General features: G+C 61.5%; 17 protein-coding genes. 8 read left to right on the top strand and 9 right to left on the bottom strand.

The genetic code is table 11. The features are described from left to right. From bioA to SJI03_RS25160, 6 genes are all read right to left on the bottom strand, one after another. Window positions 1-1,329, bottom strand: a complete 1,329-nt coding sequence (gene bioA / locus SJI03_RS25185) for an adenosylmethionine--8-amino-7-oxononanoate transaminase (RefSeq protein ID WP_322429022.1) — start codon at window positions 1,327-1,329, stop codon at window positions 1-3. A 31-nt stretch (window positions 1,330-1,360) separates the two neighbouring features. Next, window positions 1,361-2,149 carry an enoyl-CoA hydratase/isomerase family protein gene (locus tag SJI03_RS25180; protein WP_322429021.1) on the bottom strand — a complete coding sequence of 263 codons (789 nt, stop codon included), beginning with the start codon at window positions 2,147-2,149 and terminating at the stop codon, window positions 1,361-1,363. 13 nt (window positions 2,150-2,162) lie between these two features. Further along, window positions 2,163-3,785 (bottom strand): carboxyl transferase domain-containing protein, encoded by a 1,623-nt coding sequence (locus SJI03_RS25175; RefSeq protein ID WP_099377598.1) that lies wholly within the window; start codon window positions 3,783-3,785, stop codon window positions 2,163-2,165. A gap of 40 nt (window positions 3,786-3,825) precedes the next feature. After that, entirely contained in the window at window positions 3,826-4,269 is a 444-nt protein-coding gene (locus SJI03_RS25170; protein WP_322429020.1) for a YchJ family protein, read from the bottom strand. 80 nt (window positions 4,270-4,349) lie between these two features. Next, a complete protein-coding gene (locus SJI03_RS25165) occupies window positions 4,350-5,636 on the bottom strand; it encodes a D-amino acid dehydrogenase (protein WP_322429019.1) in 1,287 nt (428 codons plus the stop codon). Between the two features lie 81 nt (window positions 5,637-5,717). Beyond that, a complete protein-coding gene (locus tag SJI03_RS25160) occupies window positions 5,718-7,034 on the bottom strand; it encodes a serine hydrolase (RefSeq protein WP_322429018.1) in 1,317 nt (438 codons plus the stop codon). Window positions 7,035-7,273: 239 nt separating this feature from the next. Between SJI03_RS25160 and SJI03_RS25155 the strand changes: the two genes are divergently transcribed. Continuing rightward, window positions 7,274-8,014, top strand: a complete 741-nt coding sequence (locus SJI03_RS25155) for a GntR family transcriptional regulator (RefSeq protein ID WP_099377594.1) — start codon at window positions 7,274-7,276, stop codon at window positions 8,012-8,014. Between the two features lie 2 nt (window positions 8,015-8,016). On the opposite strand, the gene SJI03_RS25150 is transcribed toward SJI03_RS25155, so the two are convergent. Next, on the bottom strand, window positions 8,017-9,150 hold the full coding sequence (locus SJI03_RS25150; RefSeq protein ID WP_322429017.1) for a nuclear transport factor 2 family protein: 1,134 nt from the start codon (window positions 9,148-9,150) through the stop codon (window positions 8,017-8,019). A gap of 142 nt (window positions 9,151-9,292) precedes the next feature. Beyond that, a complete protein-coding gene (locus SJI03_RS25145; RefSeq protein WP_322429016.1) occupies window positions 9,293-10,351 on the bottom strand; it encodes a helix-turn-helix transcriptional regulator in 1,059 nt (352 codons plus the stop codon). Between the two features lie 187 nt (window positions 10,352-10,538). Between SJI03_RS25145 and SJI03_RS25140 the strand changes: the two genes are divergently transcribed. The 7 genes from SJI03_RS25140 (at window position 10,539) to SJI03_RS25110 (ending at window position 17,998) form a co-directional block, all read left to right on the top strand. After that, the gene (locus SJI03_RS25140) at window positions 10,539-11,420 is read left to right on the top strand and encodes an N-acetylmuramic acid 6-phosphate etherase (protein WP_322429015.1); all 882 of its coding nucleotides are present in this window, start codon (window positions 10,539-10,541) and stop codon (window positions 11,418-11,420) included. Between the two features lie 45 nt (window positions 11,421-11,465). Then, the gene (locus tag SJI03_RS25135; protein ID WP_322429014.1) at window positions 11,466-12,764 is read left to right on the top strand and encodes an MFS transporter; all 1,299 of its coding nucleotides are present in this window, start codon (window positions 11,466-11,468) and stop codon (window positions 12,762-12,764) included. Window positions 12,765-12,855: 91 nt separating this feature from the next. Further along, the gene (locus SJI03_RS25130) at window positions 12,856-14,517 is read left to right on the top strand and encodes a glycoside hydrolase family 10 protein (protein ID WP_322429013.1); all 1,662 of its coding nucleotides are present in this window, start codon (window positions 12,856-12,858) and stop codon (window positions 14,515-14,517) included. Window positions 14,518-14,610: 93 nt separating this feature from the next. Further along, window positions 14,611-15,558: an N-acetylglucosamine kinase gene (locus SJI03_RS25125; RefSeq protein ID WP_322429012.1), complete on the top strand. Its 948-nt coding sequence runs from the start codon at window positions 14,611-14,613 to the stop codon at window positions 15,556-15,558. A gap of 30 nt (window positions 15,559-15,588) precedes the next feature. Beyond that, window positions 15,589-16,398, top strand: a complete 810-nt coding sequence (locus SJI03_RS25120; RefSeq protein ID WP_322429011.1) for an N-acetylmuramoyl-L-alanine amidase — start codon at window positions 15,589-15,591, stop codon at window positions 16,396-16,398. An 83-nt stretch (window positions 16,399-16,481) separates the two neighbouring features. Further along, window positions 16,482-17,384 carry a LysR family transcriptional regulator gene (locus tag SJI03_RS25115; RefSeq protein WP_099377586.1) on the top strand — a complete coding sequence of 301 codons (903 nt, stop codon included), beginning with the start codon at window positions 16,482-16,484 and terminating at the stop codon, window positions 17,382-17,384. Then, window positions 17,384-17,998 (top strand): M15 family metallopeptidase, encoded by a 615-nt coding sequence (locus SJI03_RS25110; RefSeq protein ID WP_322429010.1) that lies wholly within the window; start codon window positions 17,384-17,386, stop codon window positions 17,996-17,998. The genes SJI03_RS25115 and SJI03_RS25110 overlap by 1 nt, the downstream gene beginning before the upstream one ends. On the opposite strand, the gene SJI03_RS25105 is transcribed toward SJI03_RS25110, so the two are convergent. Then, window positions 17,999-19,378, bottom strand: coding sequence for a sodium-dependent transporter (locus tag SJI03_RS25105; RefSeq protein WP_322429009.1), 1,380 nt, complete (start codon window positions 19,376-19,378; stop codon window positions 17,999-18,001). It abuts the gene before it with no gap. Window positions 19,379-19,476 lie beyond the last annotated feature (98 nt).

The raw sequence follows: 19,476 nt of genomic DNA, 5'->3' as shown, positions 1-19,476 counted from the left end.
TCAGGCTCCGATCACTTTGTTGAAGACGGCCAGCGTCTGCTGGCCCAGGCCCGCGATTTCGGCGTCGTCGAGGATGTACGGCGGCATCAGGTAGACGGTGGAGCCGATGGGGCGCATCAGCAGTTCATGTTCCAGCGCCGTGCTGAAGAAACGGCGCGAAAAATCGGGTGTCGCGTCCACCGCATCGAAGGCCCAGATCATGCCCTGCTGGCGGAAGTGTTTTACGCGCTCGTGCTGCGCCAGCGGCGCCAGGGCGCGCGTGATTTTCTCGGCGCGCCCCCGGTTGGCCGCCAGCACATCGTCTTCCTCGAAGATCGACAGGGTGGCCAGCGCCGCGCGGCAGGCCAGCGGATTGCCCGTGTACGAGTGCGAATGCAAAAAGCCGCGGCGCACGTCGGTGCTGTAGAAGGCTTGATAGATATCTTCGCGCGTCATCACCAGCGATAACGGCAAATAACCGCCGCTGATGCCTTTCGACAGGCAGACGAAATCGGGCCAGATGCCGGCCTGTTCGCACGCGAAGAAGGTGCCCGTGCGGCCGCAGCCGACGGCGATTTCATCGAGGATCAAATGGACTTGATAACGGTCGCACAGGGCGCGCACCAACGACAGGTACAGCGGGTCGTGCATGGCCATGCCGGTGGCGCACTGCACCAGCGGCTCGATGATGATGGCGGCGATTTTGTCCGCTTTTTCCTGGAACAGCTGTTCCACTTCAAAGGCGGCGCGGCGCGCCACATCTTCAGCGGTTTCGCCTTCCTGCGTCTGGCGGAAGTCGGGCGACATCACCGTTTGCGTGGCACGCAGCAGGGGGCCATAGGCATCCTTGAACAGCGCGACGTCGGTGACGGCCAGGGCGCCGATGGTTTCGCCGTGGTAGCTGCCCTTCAGGCAGACGAATTCCTGCTTTTCACTCTTGCCGCTGTTGCGCCAGGCGTGAAAACTCATTTTCAGGGCGATTTCCACGGCCGACGCCCCGTCGGATGCGTAAAAGCTGTGGCCAAGCACGCCGCCGGTGAGCGCAGAGAGCTTTTCCGACAGTTCGATCACCGGTTCATGCGTGAAGCCGGCCAGCATCGCGTGTTCCAGGCGGTCCAGCTGGTCCTTGAGTTCCGCATTGATGCGCGGATTTGCATGGCCGAACAGGTTCACCCACCAGGAGCTGATGGCGTCCAGGTAGCGTCGGCCTTCGTGGTCGTACAGCCAGGCGCCGCGGCCATGGCTGACGGGGATGAGCGGTACAGTCTCGTGGTGCTGCATTTGCGTGCACGGATGCCACACGCTGCGCAGACTGCGTTCGACCCAGCCCGATTGTTTTTCTGCTTTCAAAACTGCTCCAATGATATTCTTAATCCATGCGCTAACCCATAAGCCAGCTCGGCTTGCGCTTGTCGAGGAACGATTGCACGCCTTCGCGGCCCTGCTCCGAGGCGCGGATCTGCGCGATGCGCTCGGCGGTGTCCGCCAGCAGCGCATCGTTGACCGGCTGGCCGACGATCTCGCGCACCAGCATTTTCGCTTGCGCCACGGCGTGCGGGCTGTTGCCCGTCAGCGCTTTCAGCACCTCCGCCGTTTTCGCGTCCAGCGCGCTTGCCTCGACTACCTCGTGGGCAAAGCCGACGCGCAGCGCTTCCTGGGCGGAGAATCGCTCCGCGGTCAGGAAATAGCGGCGTGCCGCGTTTTCGCCCATGGCCTTGATGACATACGGTGAAATAGTGGCCGGGATCAGTCCCAGCCGCACTTCGCTCAGGCAGAAATGCACGTCTTCCGCAACCAGAATGATATCGCATGCGGCGACGAGGCCCATGCCGCCCGCATAGCAGTCGCCCTGGACCTTCGCCACCACGGGTTTCGGACACAGGTAAATCGTGCGCAGCATCTGCGCCAGCTGCAGCGCGTCGGCCTGGTTTTCGGCATGCGTGTAACCTGCCATCTTCTTCATCCAGTTCAGGTCCGCACCGGCGCAAAAGGCCGCGCCATTTGCCGCCAGCACGATGGCGCGCACCATGTCGCTGCGCCCAAGACCCTCGAAGGCGCGCGCCAGTTCGGCGATCGTCGTCTCGTTGAAGGCATTGCGCACGTCGGGACGGTTCAGGGTCACGGTGGCGACATTGCCCTCGATGACCAGCTTTAAGGTTTCAAATTCCATGGTCTTCTCCCCCTTACATGCGGAATACGCCGAACTTCGTGTCCGGGATTTCCGCGTTCAAGGCGGCGGACAGGCCCAGGCCCAGCACCATGCGGGTGTCGGCCGGGTCGATCACGCCATCATCCCACAGGCGCGCGGTGGCGTAATACGGGTGGCCCTGGTGTTCGTATTGGTCCTTGATCGGCTGCTTGAAGGCGGCTTCCTCGTCCGCGCTCCATGCGCCACCCTTGCCTTCGATGCCGTCGCGCTTGACGGTGGCCAGCACGGAAGCGGCCTGGTCGCCGCCCATGACGGAAATGCGCGCATTCGGCCACATCCACATGAACCGCGGTGAAAACGCGCGGCCGCACATGCCGTAGTTGCCGGCGCCGAAGCTGCCGCCGATGATGACGGTGAATTTCGGCACGGCGGCCGTGGCCACGGCGGTCACCATCTTGGCGCCATTGCGGGCAATGCCTTCGTTTTCGTACTTGCGGCCCACCATGAAGCCCGTGATATTTTGCAGGAAGACGAGCGGGATCTTGCGCTGGCAGCACAATTCGATGAAATGCGTGCCTTTCAGGGCCGATTCGGAGAACAAGATGCCGTTATTGGCGATGATGCCGACTTTTACGCCATAGATGTGCGCAAAGCCGCAGATCAGGGTGGTGCCGTAGCGGGCCTTGAATTCGTCGAAATCGCTGCCGTCGACGATGCGCGCGATCACTTCACGTACGTCGAACGGCTTGCGCGTATCGACGGGGATGACGCCGTACAGTTCCTGCGTCGGGTATTTCGGCTCAACGGATGCGCGCAAGTCCATCTGCTGCGGTTTTTTACGGTTCAGGTTCGAGACGATGGTGCGCGCCAGCGACAGCGCATGCAGATCGTTTTGCGCCAGGTGGTCGACCACGCCGGACAAGCGCGTATGCACGTCGCCGCCGCCCAGGTCTTCCGCCGTCACCACTTCACCTGTCGCCGCTTTCACCAGCGGCGGGCCGCCGAGGAAAATCGTGCCCTGCTCCTTGACGATGATCGATTCATCGCTCATGGCCGGCACGTAGGCGCCGCCGGCCGTGCAAGAACCCATCACGACGGCGATTTGCGGGATGCCCTTGGCCGACAGATTCGCCTGGTTGTAGAAGATGCGGCCGAAATGGTCGCGGTCGGGGAAGACGTCGTCCTGATTCGGCAGGTTGGCGCCGCCCGAGTCGACCAGGTAGATGCACGGCAGGTTGTTCTGGTCGGCGATTTCCTGGGCGCGCAAGTGCTTTTTGACCGTCATCGGGTAATACGTGCCACCCTTGACGGTAGCGTCGTTACACACGATGACGCATTCCTGGCCCGAGACCCTGCCGATGCCGGTGATGATGCCGGCGGCGGGCGCCGCATCGACCCCTTTGGCGTCCTGGTACATGGCGTAGGCCGCCATCTGGGAAAACTCGAGGAAGGGCGTGCCGGGATCGAGCAGCATCTGCACGCGGTCGCGCGGCAGCAGTTTTCCGCGCGCCAGGTGCTTGGCGGCCGCCGCCTCGCCGCCGCCGGCCGCGATCTTTTCCACTTTGTCGCGCAAATCGTCGACGATGGCTTGCATGGCCGCGGCATTGGCCTTGAAATCTTCACTGCGCGGATTGAGTTTGCTTTCGATGTGCGGCATTGCGGTTCCTTTTTATGATCGCCCGGTCTCTCGGGTCGCGCTATTCGGGAAAACTGCCGTCGAGATAAAACCAGCGCATGCCACGGTCACCGGCTTCGCGCACGAAGCGACTCACTTCATGCAGGCGGTGCGCGCGGCCGTTGACCTTGTAGCGGGCTACGAATTCCACGCTATCGCGGTGTATCTCTTCGGCTTGATCTGCTGATACTGCTTTACGTTGACGTAAACGTAAAGCAGATTTTACCTCAAGTCCCAGCCAGTGGACTTTTTCTTCTTCGGCAAATAAAGCGTCAGCGGGACGGGTGCTGGCATGCCAGGTGGCAAGCAGATACGGCTCGTCGCGCAAGGTGAACGCCGTGTAGCGCGAACGCATCAGGGCTTCGGCCGTGGGTGGCAAGGCGTCGCCCGCGATATACGGGCCGCAGCAACTGGCGTAGGAGGCGCCGCCACAGGGGCAGGCGGCAGATGTCGAGGGTGTGGGCATGCGCTGACGGATAGGGGAACAGGAAAGTTCCGCAATTATCCGCCATATCGGCAGCGGCGCGTGCGCGCCGCCTTGGCCAGCTATTTTTTCGGACTGAGGAAGTCCAGCGCGAACGGCGGCGCCTTGCCGGCCATGAGGTCGGCCAGGATGCGCGCCGTGCCGGCGGCAAAGGTGAAGCCCAGCGGGCCGTGGCCCACGTTGAGCCACAAGTTCGCATATTTGCTGGCACCCACCAGAGGCGCGCTGTTCGGCGTGGCGGGACGCAAACCGGCCCAGGCCGTGGCCTGGTCGTAATCGGCGCCGTGCGGCATGGCTTCGCGCGCCAGCCGCGTCAGGCCGGCGATGCGGTTCCAGTCGATGCTGTTGTCGGCGCCCACCATGTCGACCATGGCGGCCACGCGCAGATCGCCACCAATGCGCGCATACAGCACCTTGCGCTCAAAATCCGTGATGCTGATCTCGGGCGCCCGGTCTTGCGCGCGGATGGGCGCCGTCAGACTGTAGCCTTTCAGCGGGTACAGGGGCAGGTAGATGCCTGCCGTGGCGGCCAGGTCGCGGCTCTGGATGCCGGCCGCCAGCACATAGTGATCTGCCTGCAATAGGCCCAGGCTGGTGTCGACGCCCGTGACCCTGCCCTTGTGCGTGACGAGGCGGCGCGCCTCGCCTTTTAATATGAGCGAACAATTCGGGTGCTGCAGCAGGCGCGCTTCCAGGGCCAGGCAAAAGGCGTGGCAATCGGCCACCGCCTCGCCTTGCGTAAAGATGCCGCCTGCCAATGAATTCTGCAGGGCGGCCAGCGCCGGTTCGCGCTGTACCGCCTCCGTCGGCGACAGGACGAGGCGCGCTTCTTCCGATTCGGGCCGCGCCACGGCCCGTTGAAAGATGGCGGGCGAACGGTAGACGATGAGTTTGCCTGCATCGCGCCAGGCATACGCTTCGGGCGGCACGGTCAGTTCCAGCTGCGCCATGCCGGCGCGGCTCAGTTCGCCTAATTCCAGCAGCTTGGCCGTCGTGCGGGCGTTGCTGGCGGCATTGCAATTGCGCAGGAAACTGGCCATCCAGCGCCATTGGCGCCAGTCGGCCTCGGGACGGAAGCGCAGCGGACCATCTTTCTGCAGCAGCCATTGCAGGGCCTTGAAGGGTACGCCCGCGTCCGCCAGGGGCGCCACATAACGATAGCTGAGCTGGCCGCCATTGCGGTAGCTGGCGGCGATCGCCACCTGTTCATTACGTTCCAGTACCGTGACCTTGTAGCCGGCCTCGGCCAGCCACCAGGCCGATGTCAGACCGACGACGCCGCCGCCGATGATGATGACTTGTTGCTGCATGTTGCCTCGCTGCGTTGCGCTCCCATGGTGCGGAAGCATTCGGGAAGAGCTTAGAGGCTGGCCGCCAAGGCAGCCAATGAAACATCATGGTGCAGCCATAACTTTCAGGAATGCACCATTTCAATGCAAGGACTGATTGTTATCTATCGCACCACGGTAGAGCGCGGTGAGTATCAATTCCTCGCTGCGTCCCATGGCGGAATAGGCGCCAGGATAGTGTTCGGGATCGCTGCCCGTGCCGCCCACCAGCATCACCATGCCGTTCCTGTTCTTGAAATCGAGCACGAAGGCGGACACGAGGCCATACGCGTCGCCCAGGTGTCCCACGGCCGCGAAACTGGCGCCCTCGACCAGGCCGTTGCCCTGCCCCGCCACTGCATCGAACTGCTGGTTGCCCAGGCCCCAGGCGCGGTACAGGCCCCGCTCGCTGTCGCCATTGTGGGCATTGGGTGCCAGTTGCCATTGGCGGCCAAACATCAGCGCGATGCTGGCCGGTTGCAACAGTTGTTGATTCTGGTAGCGGCCGCCGTCGAGCAGCATTTGCATGACCTTGCCCACTCCCGCGGCGGAAATGCGCAAGCCGCCCGTGGGACTGAAGACGGTGGCGTTGCTGCCGATCACATAGCTGGCCATGTTGGCCGGTGGATGTGTGTAAAAATCGTCGGCCTGGGCGATCCACGGCCCTTGCGGCTGCCACACTTCCGTCTCCAGCGTGCGCTTGCGGTACAGGGTGGCCGTATTGGCGACCTCTTCCGCCGGAAAGGCCGCCGGGTTGTAGCCGCCGCGCACATCGAGGGGATCGAGCAGCAGACGCCGCATCAGCAAGTCGAAGCGCTCGCCCGTGACTTTTTCCATCACCGTGCCGATCACGCCCCAGTTCAGGTTGGAATACATAAAGTAGCGGCCCGGCGCCGCGGCCGTATCCCACATCGTATCGCCGCCGGCCGTAAACACGTCGCGCAAGCTGCGTTCCGGTCCCCAGGCATAGCCGCCCGCATCGCGCAGCGAGGAAGTGTGGCTGAGCAGGCTGCGCAGGGTGACGGCTTGCTGGGGAAAGTGCGGGTTGCGCAGGGAAAAGCCCAGATAGATGCCCACGTCCTGGTCCAGGCTCAGCTTGCCCTGCTCGACCAGCCGCATCAGGCCCACGGTGGTCATCATCTTTGATACGGAAGCGATGCGGAACAGGGTGGCCGGCGTCACGGGCAAGCTGTCCGCCGGCGTGGCGCCGATATGCCGGTAGCCAAATTGTTGCTGATACGACACCTTGCCCTGGCGGATGGCCAGCACGGACAGGCTGGCCAGCGGGTGGGCCGCATCATCGACGATGGCGGCCAGCGTGGCATCGAGCGCGCGCTGATGGTCCTTGCCGCCGCCGGGCGGGGCGGCCAGCGCGCTCCAGGTCGTGCCCAGCAGCAGCAAGCCCAGTAAGCCCGTCATTTTATTGTGCATGTTTCCCTGTTTTGCGATGTGGTGGAGGCGCCACCAGCATAGGGCGGGATGGTTGACTACGCTAATGAAAATTGCTTATTTATCTATAATGCAAAGCTATACGTACGGTAAAACATTGTTTTTTTAAGTGTATAACCGTTATTTATGGCCATTTTCCATTTATTCATGGGTGGACGGGCTACGCGCAAGCGCCATCGCTATTACACTAGGAGGACAAGGAGAACTGTATGAGCCAGACCAGCGTAGAACTCAAGGTCGATTTAAATGACAATTCGCCTTTATATATGCAGATCGCCCGCAAGCTGAGCGATGACGTACGCAACGGCCGCTACCAGGTAGACCAGGCCCTGCCATCTGAACGTACCCTGTCCGAACTGCTTGACGTATCGCGCGTGACTGCCCGCAAGGCCATCGACCAGCTCGTAGAGCAAGGTCTCGTCGTGCGCCGCCGCGGTTCGGGCAACTATATTGCCCCGCGCATCGAGCAGCCGCTGTCGAACCTGTCGAGCTTTTCCGAGCAGCTGCAGCAGCGCGGCTACCGCCCCGGCTCGCGCTGGCTCAAGCGCGAAGTCGTCATCGCCAGCAGCGATGAGCAGCTGAGCCTGGGCTTGGCGCAGAACACGAAAGTGGCGCGCCTCGAGCGCCTGCGCCTGGCTGACGACGTCGTGATGGCGTATGAAGTGAGCGTGCTGCCCTTCAGCGTGGTGCCGGACCCGGCCGCCATGGGTGACTCGCTGTATGAATACTTGAGCAGCATCAAGAAGTCCCCCGTGCGCGCCTTGCAGCACATCCGCGCCATGAATGCGACGGATGTGCTGGCCAAGCAACTGGGCATCCCCGATGGCCAGGCCGTGCTGTTCATCACGCGCATCGCCTACCTGGAGTCGGGCGAAGCGGTGGAACTGACGCATTCGTATTGCCGCAGCGATCATTACGATTTTGTGGCGGAAATGCGCCGCGCTCCATAAATCTACTGTTCGAGCAGGCGGATCATGGATTCCGCCACGCCGACGGACGACTCCCAGCTCATGCCGGTCACCAGCCGGCCATCGACTTCGACGTGACTCTTGCCGTTGGCACCGTGCCTAAAAATGCCGCCATGGCGCTTGATGCTGGCTTCCGCCGAAAAGGGATAGGCCTTGTAGACCGGCGATTCCTTGTTGAGATACGCATCGGGGAACGAGGTGAGCGTCTTGCCCTGGATCAGGAAAGTACCGTCACTGAGCTTCAGGTTCTTGATGCCCTCGGTGCCATGGCAGATGGCCGCGATCACTCCGCCTTGTTGTTCGTAGATACGCAAGGCGATGTCCTGCAGCGGCTTGTTTTCCGGGATGCCGACGATGGCCGCGCCGCCGCCGACGAAAGCCATGCCCGCGTACTCGTCTGCCTTGACCTCGGCGACGGGCCTGGTATGGGCCAGTGCCCACATGAAATCACTGTCGTACAGGTACTTCTTGAGCAGCGCGTCCGACGTGACGATCATTTCCAGGGGAATGGCGCCCCCCTCGGGACTGACGAAGTCGACCGCGTACCCTGCTTTGCGAAAGGCATCATAGGTATAGGCCAGTTCGGGGAAATTATTGCCTGCATTAATTTTTGTGCCCGGATATTGATGCACATTCGACACCACCAGCAGCACCTTGCGTGCGTGGCGCGGAGCTGCTGGCTCGCGATGGGCCGACTTGCTGATGATCTTCCAGTTGCCGGCGATCTTTTTCAAAAGAAAGACATCCACGTAACGGACCCCTTGCTGGGGAATGTGGATCTCGGCCTTGGCCGTGGCCACCTTGCCGCTGACATCCACTTTGATCAGCCGTCCGTGGCGCCCATTGAATTGCCCTTTTTTCTCCTCGGTAAAGAGTTTGGCGTATTCCGGACCGCTCAACTCCCATTCCGTATCGTTTTTGCCGTCGAGGTAAAGGCGGGAATTCGCGAGGAAGGCCTGGTTGATTTCGTCCTGTACGTTGAAGCTGGTGCCATGCAGATACAAGCCCACGGTTTCCCGGATGGCATTTTCGTCCTGGTCTGCGGTTGCGGCGGTGCCGACGGCGGTGATGCTTAGCAAGCAACAGGCGAGTACCGTTCGCAATAAAAACTGAATCATGACTTTACCCTGAATGAAGAACTGCGTTTATCGGAGCAACGACTATTGCAGATCGTTGTTGGTCGATAAGTTATCGAAATGCAGGGGAATTGATGTCGCCAAACAGGATTTCAGACTCCGGAATGGCGATTCCGGAGTGGTTTTACGCGGAAATGGCCCTGGTCGCCTGGCTCGATTGGGCGCGGAAGCTGGCGGGTGTTTGCCCAGCAACTTTCTTGAAGGTCGAGTAGAAGGTGGAACTGGAATTGAACCCGCAGCGCTCGGCAACGATATCCATGTTCAGTTGCGGTTCGTCCGTCAATACCTGTTTCGCTTCGGCGATACGGTATTCGTTGACGTAGGTAGTGAAGCTCTTGCTCAGCTTGTCATTGAGCACCTGCGATACCTGCGCCTGCGTGCATCCCGCCCGCTTGGCCAGTTGGGCCAGGGTCAGGTTCGGATTCAGATAGGATTGTTGCCCGCTCATCTGTTGTTCCAGCGCAGCGAGCACGGCAAGCCCATCTTCGTGCGTCAGGCGGCTATGCTGGTATTTCTGCCTCAGATCGGCAGGCGTCGAGGTTTCTTTTCTCAGCAGAAAGACCATGACCGCCACATGCAGCGAGAAGGTGAACGACAAGGCGCCGACAATATAGGACGTGAACGGCGTGCTCGCGTACGCCGCCAGCATGACACCGCTGCCGGCAAAGACGCTCAGCAGGAGCACGCTGCTGGTCGCCATCCGCTGTCCGTCGTTCAGCCATGCATGGCGGCTTTGCCAGAGCAAGCTGGCGGCCGCCAGCAGGTAGCCTAGCCAGAACACATGAATGGCATGACTCGACAGGTCCCACACGGAACGATATGCGGAATACGGAAAGGCAACGCCTATGCCAATGATCAGGAGGGACAGGCCGAGATGCCAGCGCCATTGCTGGCTGGCAGGCAGTTGCGCGCGCCCGGCGATGAAAGAGTGCACATAGAGATAGGTCAGGGGACCGATCAGCAGGCAAGCCGACAGGCCCAGCTGGCGGAATTCGATGGCGATCGCCGGGTTGAAGTAGAGGAAGGCGGATTTGGCGGTGCGCACCCCGACGGCAAGCAGCAATGCACCGAGCATGCAGTCGGCCAGGCAGCGAGGCCGACGGCTGAAAAAATAGACGGCCAGGAAAATGCCGTTGATGGCGCCCAGGGCGCTAAACAGGAACAGCAATTGGCGAGCGATCATGGGGCTTGTCGTGGATGTTGGCGTCGAACGGAAGTATAGACACAAACGGGGGCGTATCGAAGTACAAGTAGTACGCCACGCTCCTGCGCCAGCCATAAACGCCCGTTATGCCCGTGCGCCATCCTTTCATGGTTGATCTCGCCCGTTGGTATTAAACTGGTTTCACGTTCAACCATGTTCTGAAATCATGTTGAAAACTGAAACCCCGAGCCGGCGGCATCCGGACCTGGACTTGTATCCGGTGGAGCAACTGGTGGCGGCGCTGGTCGATGACCAGTTCTGGGCCGTCGAAGCCGTGCGGCTGGCGTCGCCCGACATCGCTGCCGCCATCACGGCCGCCCTGCCCCGCATCGCGGCCGGCGGACGCCTGCTGTACGTGGGCGCGGGCACGTCCGGCCGCTTGGGCGTGCTCGACAGCGTTGAATTGAATCCTACGTTTTCCTGGCCGCCCGAGCGGGCCGTCGCCATCCTGGCCGGCGGCGCGGGCGCGATGTTTACGGCAGTCGAAGGGGCCGAAGATGATTTATCGCAAGGTGAGAAGGATTTGCTGGCCCTGCAGCCGCAGGTCAATGATGTGGTGATCCTGCTGGCCGCCTCCGGTGCCACGCCGTATGTGCTGGGCGCCTTGCTGGCCGCGCGCAAGGCGGGCGCCTTGACGATAGGCATCGCCAACAATGTGGATGCCCCCGTGGCACACGAGGCGCAATGCGGTATCGTGCTCGACACGGGTATGGAAGTCATTTCTGGCAGCACCCGTCTGAAGGCGGGCACGGCGCAAAAAATCACCCTGAATACGATTTCCAGCGCGCTGATGGTGGGTTTGCATAAAACTTACGGAAACTTGATGGTAGACTTGAAGCCGACCAACGCCAAGCTGATCTGGCGGGCGGTGCGTCTGACCATGCATGCCACCGGTGCCAGCGAAGTGCAGGCCAGGACCGTGCTGGAGCAATGCCAATTTCACGTCAAGGTGGCGATTGTTGCCTTGATCAAAAAAATCAACACAAACCAGGCACAGGCATTGTTGGCCGGCGCGGACGGCAGTGTGCGGGCGGCACTGGCGGCGTGATCCGATGGCGCGGCATTCTTCTGTCTGGGAGACAAAGAAGGATGTATGGAGCTAGTGAAACAAACCGCCCCGGTGCGCACGAACAAGCCGTGGCTGTGGATCCCTTCCCTGTATTTCGGCCAGGGCATTCCCTATGTAGTGGTCATGACCTTGTCCGTGATCATGTACAAGAATTATGGTTTCAGCAATACGGATATCGCGCTGTATACCAGCTGGTTGTACTTGCCCTGGGTCATCAAGCCCCTGTGGTCGCCCTTTATCGACATGTACCGCACCAAGCGCTTCTGGATCGTCGGCTTGCAGCTGGTGATCGGCGCCGCGCTGGCGCTGGTGGCCCTGACGACGTCCTTGCCCCACTTTTTCCAGATCAGCCTGGCCATCTTCTGGCTGATGGCCTTCAGTTCCGCCACGCATGACATCGCCGCCGACGGCTTTTACATGCTGGGACTGGAAGAGCACCAGCAGGCGGCCTTTGTCGGCGTACGCAGCACTTTCTATCGCCTGGCGATGATCGCGGGCCAGGGCGGCCTCGTGTATCTGGCCGGCTATCTGACGCATGCGACGGGCAATGTGCAACTGGCCTGGTCCGTCGTGTTCGCCATTCTGGCAGGACTGTTCATCGCCCTCTTCCTGTACCACTATTTTGTCTTGCCCAAGCCGAAGGATGACCGCCCCAGCATCCAGGGCGCCGGTGTTTCTCCGTTGCAGGAATTCGTCGCCACCTTTGCTTCCTTCTTCAAGAAGAAGGATATTTTCGTCATCCTGGGCTTTTTGCTGCTGTTCCGCCTCGGCGAAGCGCAACTGTTGAAGCTGGCGGCACCCTTCCTGCTAGACCCTGTCGCCAAGGGCGGCCTGGGCCTGAGCACGGAACAGGTGGGCCTCGTTTACGGCACTATCGGCGTGATCGCCCTGACGCTGGGCGGCTTGCTGGGCGGATTCATCATTTCCCGCTTCGGCTTGAAACGCTGTTTATGGATCATGGTGCTGTCCGTCCACTTGCCCGACCTGGTCTTTGTTTACCTGGCCAGCGCCTTGCCCAGCAGCATCTATGTGATCGCCGGGGGTATTGCGCTGGAGCAATTTGGCTATGGTTTCGGTTTCGCTTCGTACATGTTGTACATGATCATGGTCTCCGATGGCGCGCATAAAACGGCCCATTACGCCATTTGCACGGGCTTCATGGCCCTGGGCATGATGTTGCCGGGCATGGCCAGCGGCTGGATACAGCAAATGCTCGGCTACCAGCATTTCTTCATCTGGGTTTGCATCGCCACCATTCCTGCTTTCATCATGGCCGCGCTGGTCAAGATCGATCCGGAATTCGGCAAGAAGGCCGAGGCCTGATTCTTTTGAACCGTGCGCCCGCATGGATGGCGGGCGCACAGTAAAATGCCCGCACCGATAGACCTGCGCTTCACCACTGCAAGGAATTGTTTTGTTGTCTACTTTCAAAAAACGCCTGGGCGCCAGCGCCGGCGTATTGGCCGCGCTGGCCACCGCCACTTTGCTCAGCAGCTGTACCAGCACCAAGCTGCCGTCCGCAGTGACGCCGGGCGAAGCGGGTTTGCCGGCCGTGCCGCCCGTGCAGCACATCACGGGCGAAGTGCCGCCGCCGGCGCCGCGCGAGTTCCGCGCCGCCTGGGTGTCGACGGTCGCCAATATCGACTGGCCCAGCCGCAGCAATTTGCCTGTCGCTAAGCAGCAAGCTGAGGCGATCGCCATTCTCGACCGCGCCAAGTCCTTGAATCTGAACGCGATTGTGCTGCAAGTGCGCCCTAGCGCCGACACGATTTATCCGTCGCAACTGGAACCGTGGTCGGAATACCTGACCGGCAAGCAAGGCCAGCCGCCATTACCGATGTATGACCCGCTGGCCTTCTGGGTAGCGCAGGCGCATGCGCGCGGCCTGGAATTGCATGCCTGGTTCAATCCCTACCGTGCCCGTCACGCGACGGCCAAGTCGCCGCTGGCGCGCGACAGTTTCGCGTCCACCAACCCGGCATCCGTCAAGCAGTACGGCCGCTACCTGTGGATGGATCCGGGCGACGCCGCCGCCTCGAAACATACGACAGACGTGGTGCTCGACGTGGTGCGCCGCTACGACATTGATGGCGTACACATCGACGATTACTTTTATCCATACCCGATCGACGCGCCCGGCGCCGGTGCCGGTGCGGAAACAGCCGCACTGGACGCGGGCAATGGCGGCGCCAAGCGCGAATTGCCTTTCCCCGATGAACCGTCCTGGCAGCAATATCTGCTGGCTGGCGGCCAGCTGGATCGCCCTTCCTGGCGCCGCCAGAACGTCAACCAGCTGATCGAAGCCTTGTATACAGGCATCCACCGCGAAAAGAGCTGGGTGCGTTTTGGCATCAGCCCCTTCGGCATCGGTCGTCCGGACCGCCGCCCTGCCGGCATCGTCGGCTTCAGCCAGTACGATAAATTGTATGCGGATGCGGAATTGTGGCTGGCCAAGGGCTGGCTCGATTACCTGTCGCCGCAGTTGTACTGGCCCGTGGCGCAGGCGCCGCAAGCGTTTGGCGTGCTGCTCGATTACTGGCTGGCGCAGAATCCGTATGGCCGCCACGTGTGGCCAGGCCTGTACACGAGCCGCATCGACAATTCCGCCAAATCCTTCACGCCGCAAGAGATCATCAAGCAGATCGAAGTGACGCGCACGCGGCCCGGCGCGAATGGACAAGTGCATTTCAGCATGGTGCCCCTGATGCAGAACCGCAAGGGTGTCAGCGAGCAACTCAAGGCGACCGTGTATCAAAGCCCTGCCCTGATTCCCGCCACACCGTGGCTGGGCAAGGAAGCACCGGGCACGCCTGTGCTGGCTCTGCGCCGCGATTCCACCAGCCTGAATGTCAAGTTGACGTCGGGCGGGGGCAAACCCGTGGCGCAATACGCCGTCTGGGCCCGCTATGGCGAAGACTGGCGCTTCACGGTCGTCACGGGCGTGCAGGGCGAACTGACCCTGGTCGACGATGCCACCGGTAAAGTCAACGCGGTGGTGGTCAGCGCCGTGGACCGTCTCGGCAATGAAAGCCCCCGCGTCACCGTGCGCGAACCGTTTACGGCCCCCGCCAAGTAACTTTGCCGGCTCACCGGCAATCCATAACCTGCAGGCATGAAACATGCGCAAGCTTTCATGCCTGCAAGCTCCGCTTGGCTTTACACTCATGCCATGATTTCCTTCCCTGCAATTAATACTGACACTGCCGTGCTCGGGCTGGGCATCGACGCGGGCGGCACGCAGACGCGCTGGGCGCTGGCCACCGCCGATGGCGCCATCGTGGCCGAGGGGGCCGTGGAAGGCTTGTCTGCCTTGCAAATGAGCAGCGATGCGGGCCGCGCAGCCGTGCACGCCACGTTTGCGAAACTGTCTCAGGCTGTGCTGGCCATCGGCCAACCGCGTGCCGTGGTGGCGGGCTTGACTGGCTTTGGCGGCGATGATGTGGTGCTGGCGTACATGCTGGCGGAGTTGCTGGCGCTGGAAGCCGTTGATGTCCGCTTGGGCAACGATATCGACATTGCCTATCGCGACAGTTTTGAACCAGGCGAAGGTTATCTGGTCTACGCTGGCACGGGTTCGATTGCCGCCTGGATCGATGCGGATGGCGTGTTTCACCGCGCAGGCGGGCGCGGCGTGTTGCTCGACGATGGCGGCGGCGGTTACTGGATCGCGCGCGAAGCCTTGCGCCACATCTGGCGCCGCGAAGACGAGGCGCCCGGCAGCTGGCAAGGGTCTCCCATGGCCGGGGCCGTATTTGCGCAACTGGGCGGCAGCGACTGGTCATTGTCGCGCGCCTTCATGTATGGTCAGGACCGGGGCGCCATCGGCCGGCTGGCGCTGGCCGTGGCCGCCAGTGCGGATACCGACCCGCTGGCGCTGGACATCTTGCAGCGCGCGGGACAGGAACTGGCGCGTCTGGCGCTGGCCCTGACGACGCGCTACGGTCCCCGTCCCGTGGTGCTGGCGGGCCGCGCGGCGCAGTTGCACCCGGCCATTGCGGTTGCCATGCGCGCTGCTTTGCCGGTATCGTTGATGATGGAGCAAAAAGTTGCTCGTGCGCATGAGGCTGCGGCCAAGCTGGCAGCCCGGGCAGCCAGCCAGCGTACTGGCAAGAACTGACTATTTTATTAACCCGAACATGGATCTTTCATGAAAAAAATCGCCCTCGCCCTGCTGGTGGCCCTGCTCTCCGCCTGTACCACGCCCGCGCCGCACCTCGACCATAGCCTGACGGCGCGCAGCCAGAGCCCGCGCGTGAAATTCATCGTCATCCATTACACTGTCAGCGACCTGCCCCGCTCGATCAAGATCCTGACGGAACAAGTGGTCAGCAGCCATTATTTGCTGACGGACACGGACAAGCCGAAGTTTTACGTGCTGGTCGACGAATCGCGTCAGGCCAATCACGCGGGTGTGAGTAACTGGAAGACTTATACACAGTTGAATGTCAGCTCGATCGGCATCGAGATCGTCAATCCCGGCTACAAGGACACGCCGGAAGGCCGCCTCTGGTATCCCTTCCCGCAGGCGCAGATCGATGAGCTGATTCCGCTGCTGAAAGATATACAGGCCCGTTACAACATCGCACCGGAAAATATCCTCGGTCATAACGAAATCGCCCCGCAGCGCAAGCAGGATCCGGGTCCGCTGTTCCCATGGCGCCAGCTGGCCGATGCGGGCCTGATCGTCTGGCCCGATACGAACCGCGTGGCCGCGCAGCGAATCATTTTTGAGCAGCAAGTGCCGGATGCCGTCTGGTTCCAGAAAAAGCTGGCCCAGCACGGCTATGCGACGCCGAATACGGGTGTGTTTGATGAAGCGACGCGCAATGTGCTGATCGCCTTCCAGATGAAATACCGCAACACCTTGTTCGACGGCACGCCTGATGGCGAAACGGCGGCCCTGCTGGAAGTGCTGACGACGCCAGCCCCAGCGGCCCCAGCTGTTGTTGCAAAGTAGCATGGCCGTTCCAGCCCATGACTTTTTCTTATATGCTGAACGTTGACGGCCCAGGCGGCCACGGCAAGGTAAAGGAATAGCTCATGCGGCTGCGTCATATCGAAGTGTTTCACGCCATCATGCAAGTTGGCACCATCAGCGGCGCCGCCCAGGTGCTGCATATCTCGCAACCGGCCGTAACCAAGGTCTTGCAGCATTGCGAGTTGCAACTCGGCATGCCGCTGTTCGAGCGCGTACGGGGCAAGTTGTACCCGAAGCCCGAGGCGCACCGCTTGTTTGTCGAGACGGAAAAGCTCAACCGCGACTTATTGGGTATCCGCCGCCTGGCGGCCAGCCTGAAGGGCCACGCGGTGGAAACCATCCGTTTGGTTTCCACGCCGACGATTGCCATCAGCGTCTTGCCGTTTGCCATGACGGAGTGGCGGCGCGACTTTCCCCACACGCGTTGCCAGTTGGCTACCCACCATACGGGCGAGATCGTCAATACCTTGCGCCTCGGTGAAGCGGACCTGGCCGTGTCGCTGCAAGACCCGCGCCATCCGGGCATCGTGGCCGAACCGATCGCGCAGGGCGTCATGACGGTGATCGCCCCGGCCGGCACCTGGCGCGCGGCCGATTGCGGCACCCCGTTGACGGCGCATGGCCTGAATGGCGAGCTGATCGGCCATGCTGACAACGATCCACTGGGCGAACTGGTCGTTGCCGCCTGCGAAGCGCAGGATATCCACCCCGTGTTTTCCACCGTGGTGCAGACTTATCAAATCGCGCGTTCCCTGGTGGAAGCGGGCGCCGGCATGGCCGTGGTCGACCCGTTTACGGCCGCGTCCGGCTCGCCCGAGCGGCTGCAGCGCCGTCCTTGGGCGCCCACGATCCCCATCCAACTGTATTTATTGACGGCGAGCCACTCGCCGCTGTCGCATGGCGCGCGGCGCCTGGCCGACAGCATCGGCGTGGCGGCGCGTAATTGCCTGGAAAGAGGAGTCTGATGTCTGTTGCAAGTTTGCAATTGGAAGCGGTGAGCAGCGATCCGCAATTTCGCCACCTGAGCAGCATCGCCGGCATCGCCGTTGACTTGCGCTATGCCACGCCCGACAATTTCGTCGGCCGCGACTTATACAGCCCCATCGATTGCGCCTGGTTGCACCGCGACGCGGCCGCAGCACTGGAACAGGCCGTGGCCTGGCTGGCCGCGCGGCGGCCCGATCATCATCTATTGGTGCTCGATGCCCTGCGTCCGCAGCGGGTGCAGCAGCAACTGTGGGACGCGCTGCAGGGAACGGAGTTGCTCGGCTACATCGCCGAGCCGTCGCGCGGCTCGATCCATTCGTTCGGCATGGCGCTCGACATCACCATCGTCGGCCCGGACGGGCAGGAACTGGACATGGGCACGGGGTTTGACGACTTGAGTGAGCGCTCGCACCCGGCGCTGGAGCTGATTTTGCTGGAAAAGGGAGAAATTACGCAGCAGCACGTGGAACATCGCCGATTGTTGCGCGACGCCATGTTCCAGGCGGGCTTTTTCGGCATCAACAGCGAATGGTGGCATTTTGATTGCGGCGACCGGGTGCTGGTGCGCCAGACCTACACCCGGGTACTCTGATTAGAAGGCCTTCAGGCCTTTCAGCATCACGATCAGGATCAATACGGGCGAGACAAAGCGCAGCAGGAACAGCAGCACATGCGCCAGTTTTCTGTTCTGCAGCTGGCCGTGATTGCTGATCGCATCGATGAAATGCTGCTTGCCCCAGGCCCAGCCGGTAAACAAGGCAATCGCGATCCCGCCAACCGGAAGGAAGATATTCGACGAGACGAAGTCGAACAGATCAAACATATTCAAATTAAACAGCTTGAAGTCTGCCAGGGTGCTGTTACTCAGCGCGCAGACGGAACCGAGCACTGCCAGCAGCAGCATGGTCACGACGGTAGCCCTGGTGCGGGTCCAGCCAAAGCGTTCATGGAAAATCACTACGGGCACTTCCATCAGGGACAGCATCGCCCCGGTAGCGGCGACGGCGGCCAGGATGAAGAACACCACCATCAGCGCTTGTCCCATGGGAATTTGCGAGAACACGGCGGGAATCGTGATGAACACCAGCGACGGTCCCGCGCTGGGGGCGAAACCAAACGTGAACACGGCGGGGAAGATGGCGATGCCGGCCAGCATGGAGACGCCGAGGTCGGCCGCCATCACGCGCAGGGTTGTCACGGGGATATTCTGGTCGTCGCGGAAATAGCTGCCGTAGGTCATCATCGTGCCCATGCCAACGGACAATTTAAAGAAGGCCAGGCCCATGGCCGTCAGCACGACGGAGGCTGTCAGCTTGGAAAAATCAGGACGGAACAGAAAAGCCAGTCCTTCGCCCGCTTTGTCGAGCGACAGGCTGACCGCGCACAGCAGGAGCAGCAGCAGGAACAGCAGCGGCATGAGTTTCTTGGCGATCGCCTCGATGCCCTTGGTCACGCCCAGCATCAAGATGCCGCCGATAAACAGCAGCACACCCCATTGCCAGAATAGCGATTGCAGGGGATTGCTGATCAGCGAAGCGAAGGCCGCTTCCGTCACGCGCTTGTCGCTGCTGAGGATGGAGCCATCGATGGCCTTGGCGATATACGCAAACACCCAGCCGACCACTTCCGAGTAGAACGCGACGATCAGGAAGGCGGCCACCATGCCGATCACGCCGACCAGCCACCAGGGCTTGCCCTTCGGTGCCAGCTGTTTCATGGTGGAAATGGGGTTGACCTTGGCCCGGCGCCCCAAGGTGATTTCCGCGATCATCACGGGCAGTCCCACTAATAAGGTAGCGAGCAGATAGATGAGCAGGAAGCCGGCGCCGCCATTCGCGCCCGTCAGGTAGGGGAACTTCCAGATGTTGCCGAGACCGACTGCGGAACCGAGGGTGGCGGCGAGCACGCCGAAGCCAGTGGTAAAGCCAGCCCGTTTCAGGGTCAGGCCTGATCCTTGAGCTTGTTGTTTCATGGTGAATCTTCTATGTATGGACGCGGATTTGCGCTGAGGGGGCGAAATTGTAGCAGTTGGCCGCAAATACCCCGGAAAAGCCTTGCTTCTACGGGGGC

The organism is Janthinobacterium sp. GMG1, assembly GCF_034427795.1.
Lineage (GTDB): Bacteria > Pseudomonadota > Gammaproteobacteria > Burkholderiales > Burkholderiaceae_D > Janthinobacterium.
Note: the sequence above shows the minus strand (reverse complement) of the source record. Positions and strands in the feature narration are given on the sequence as shown.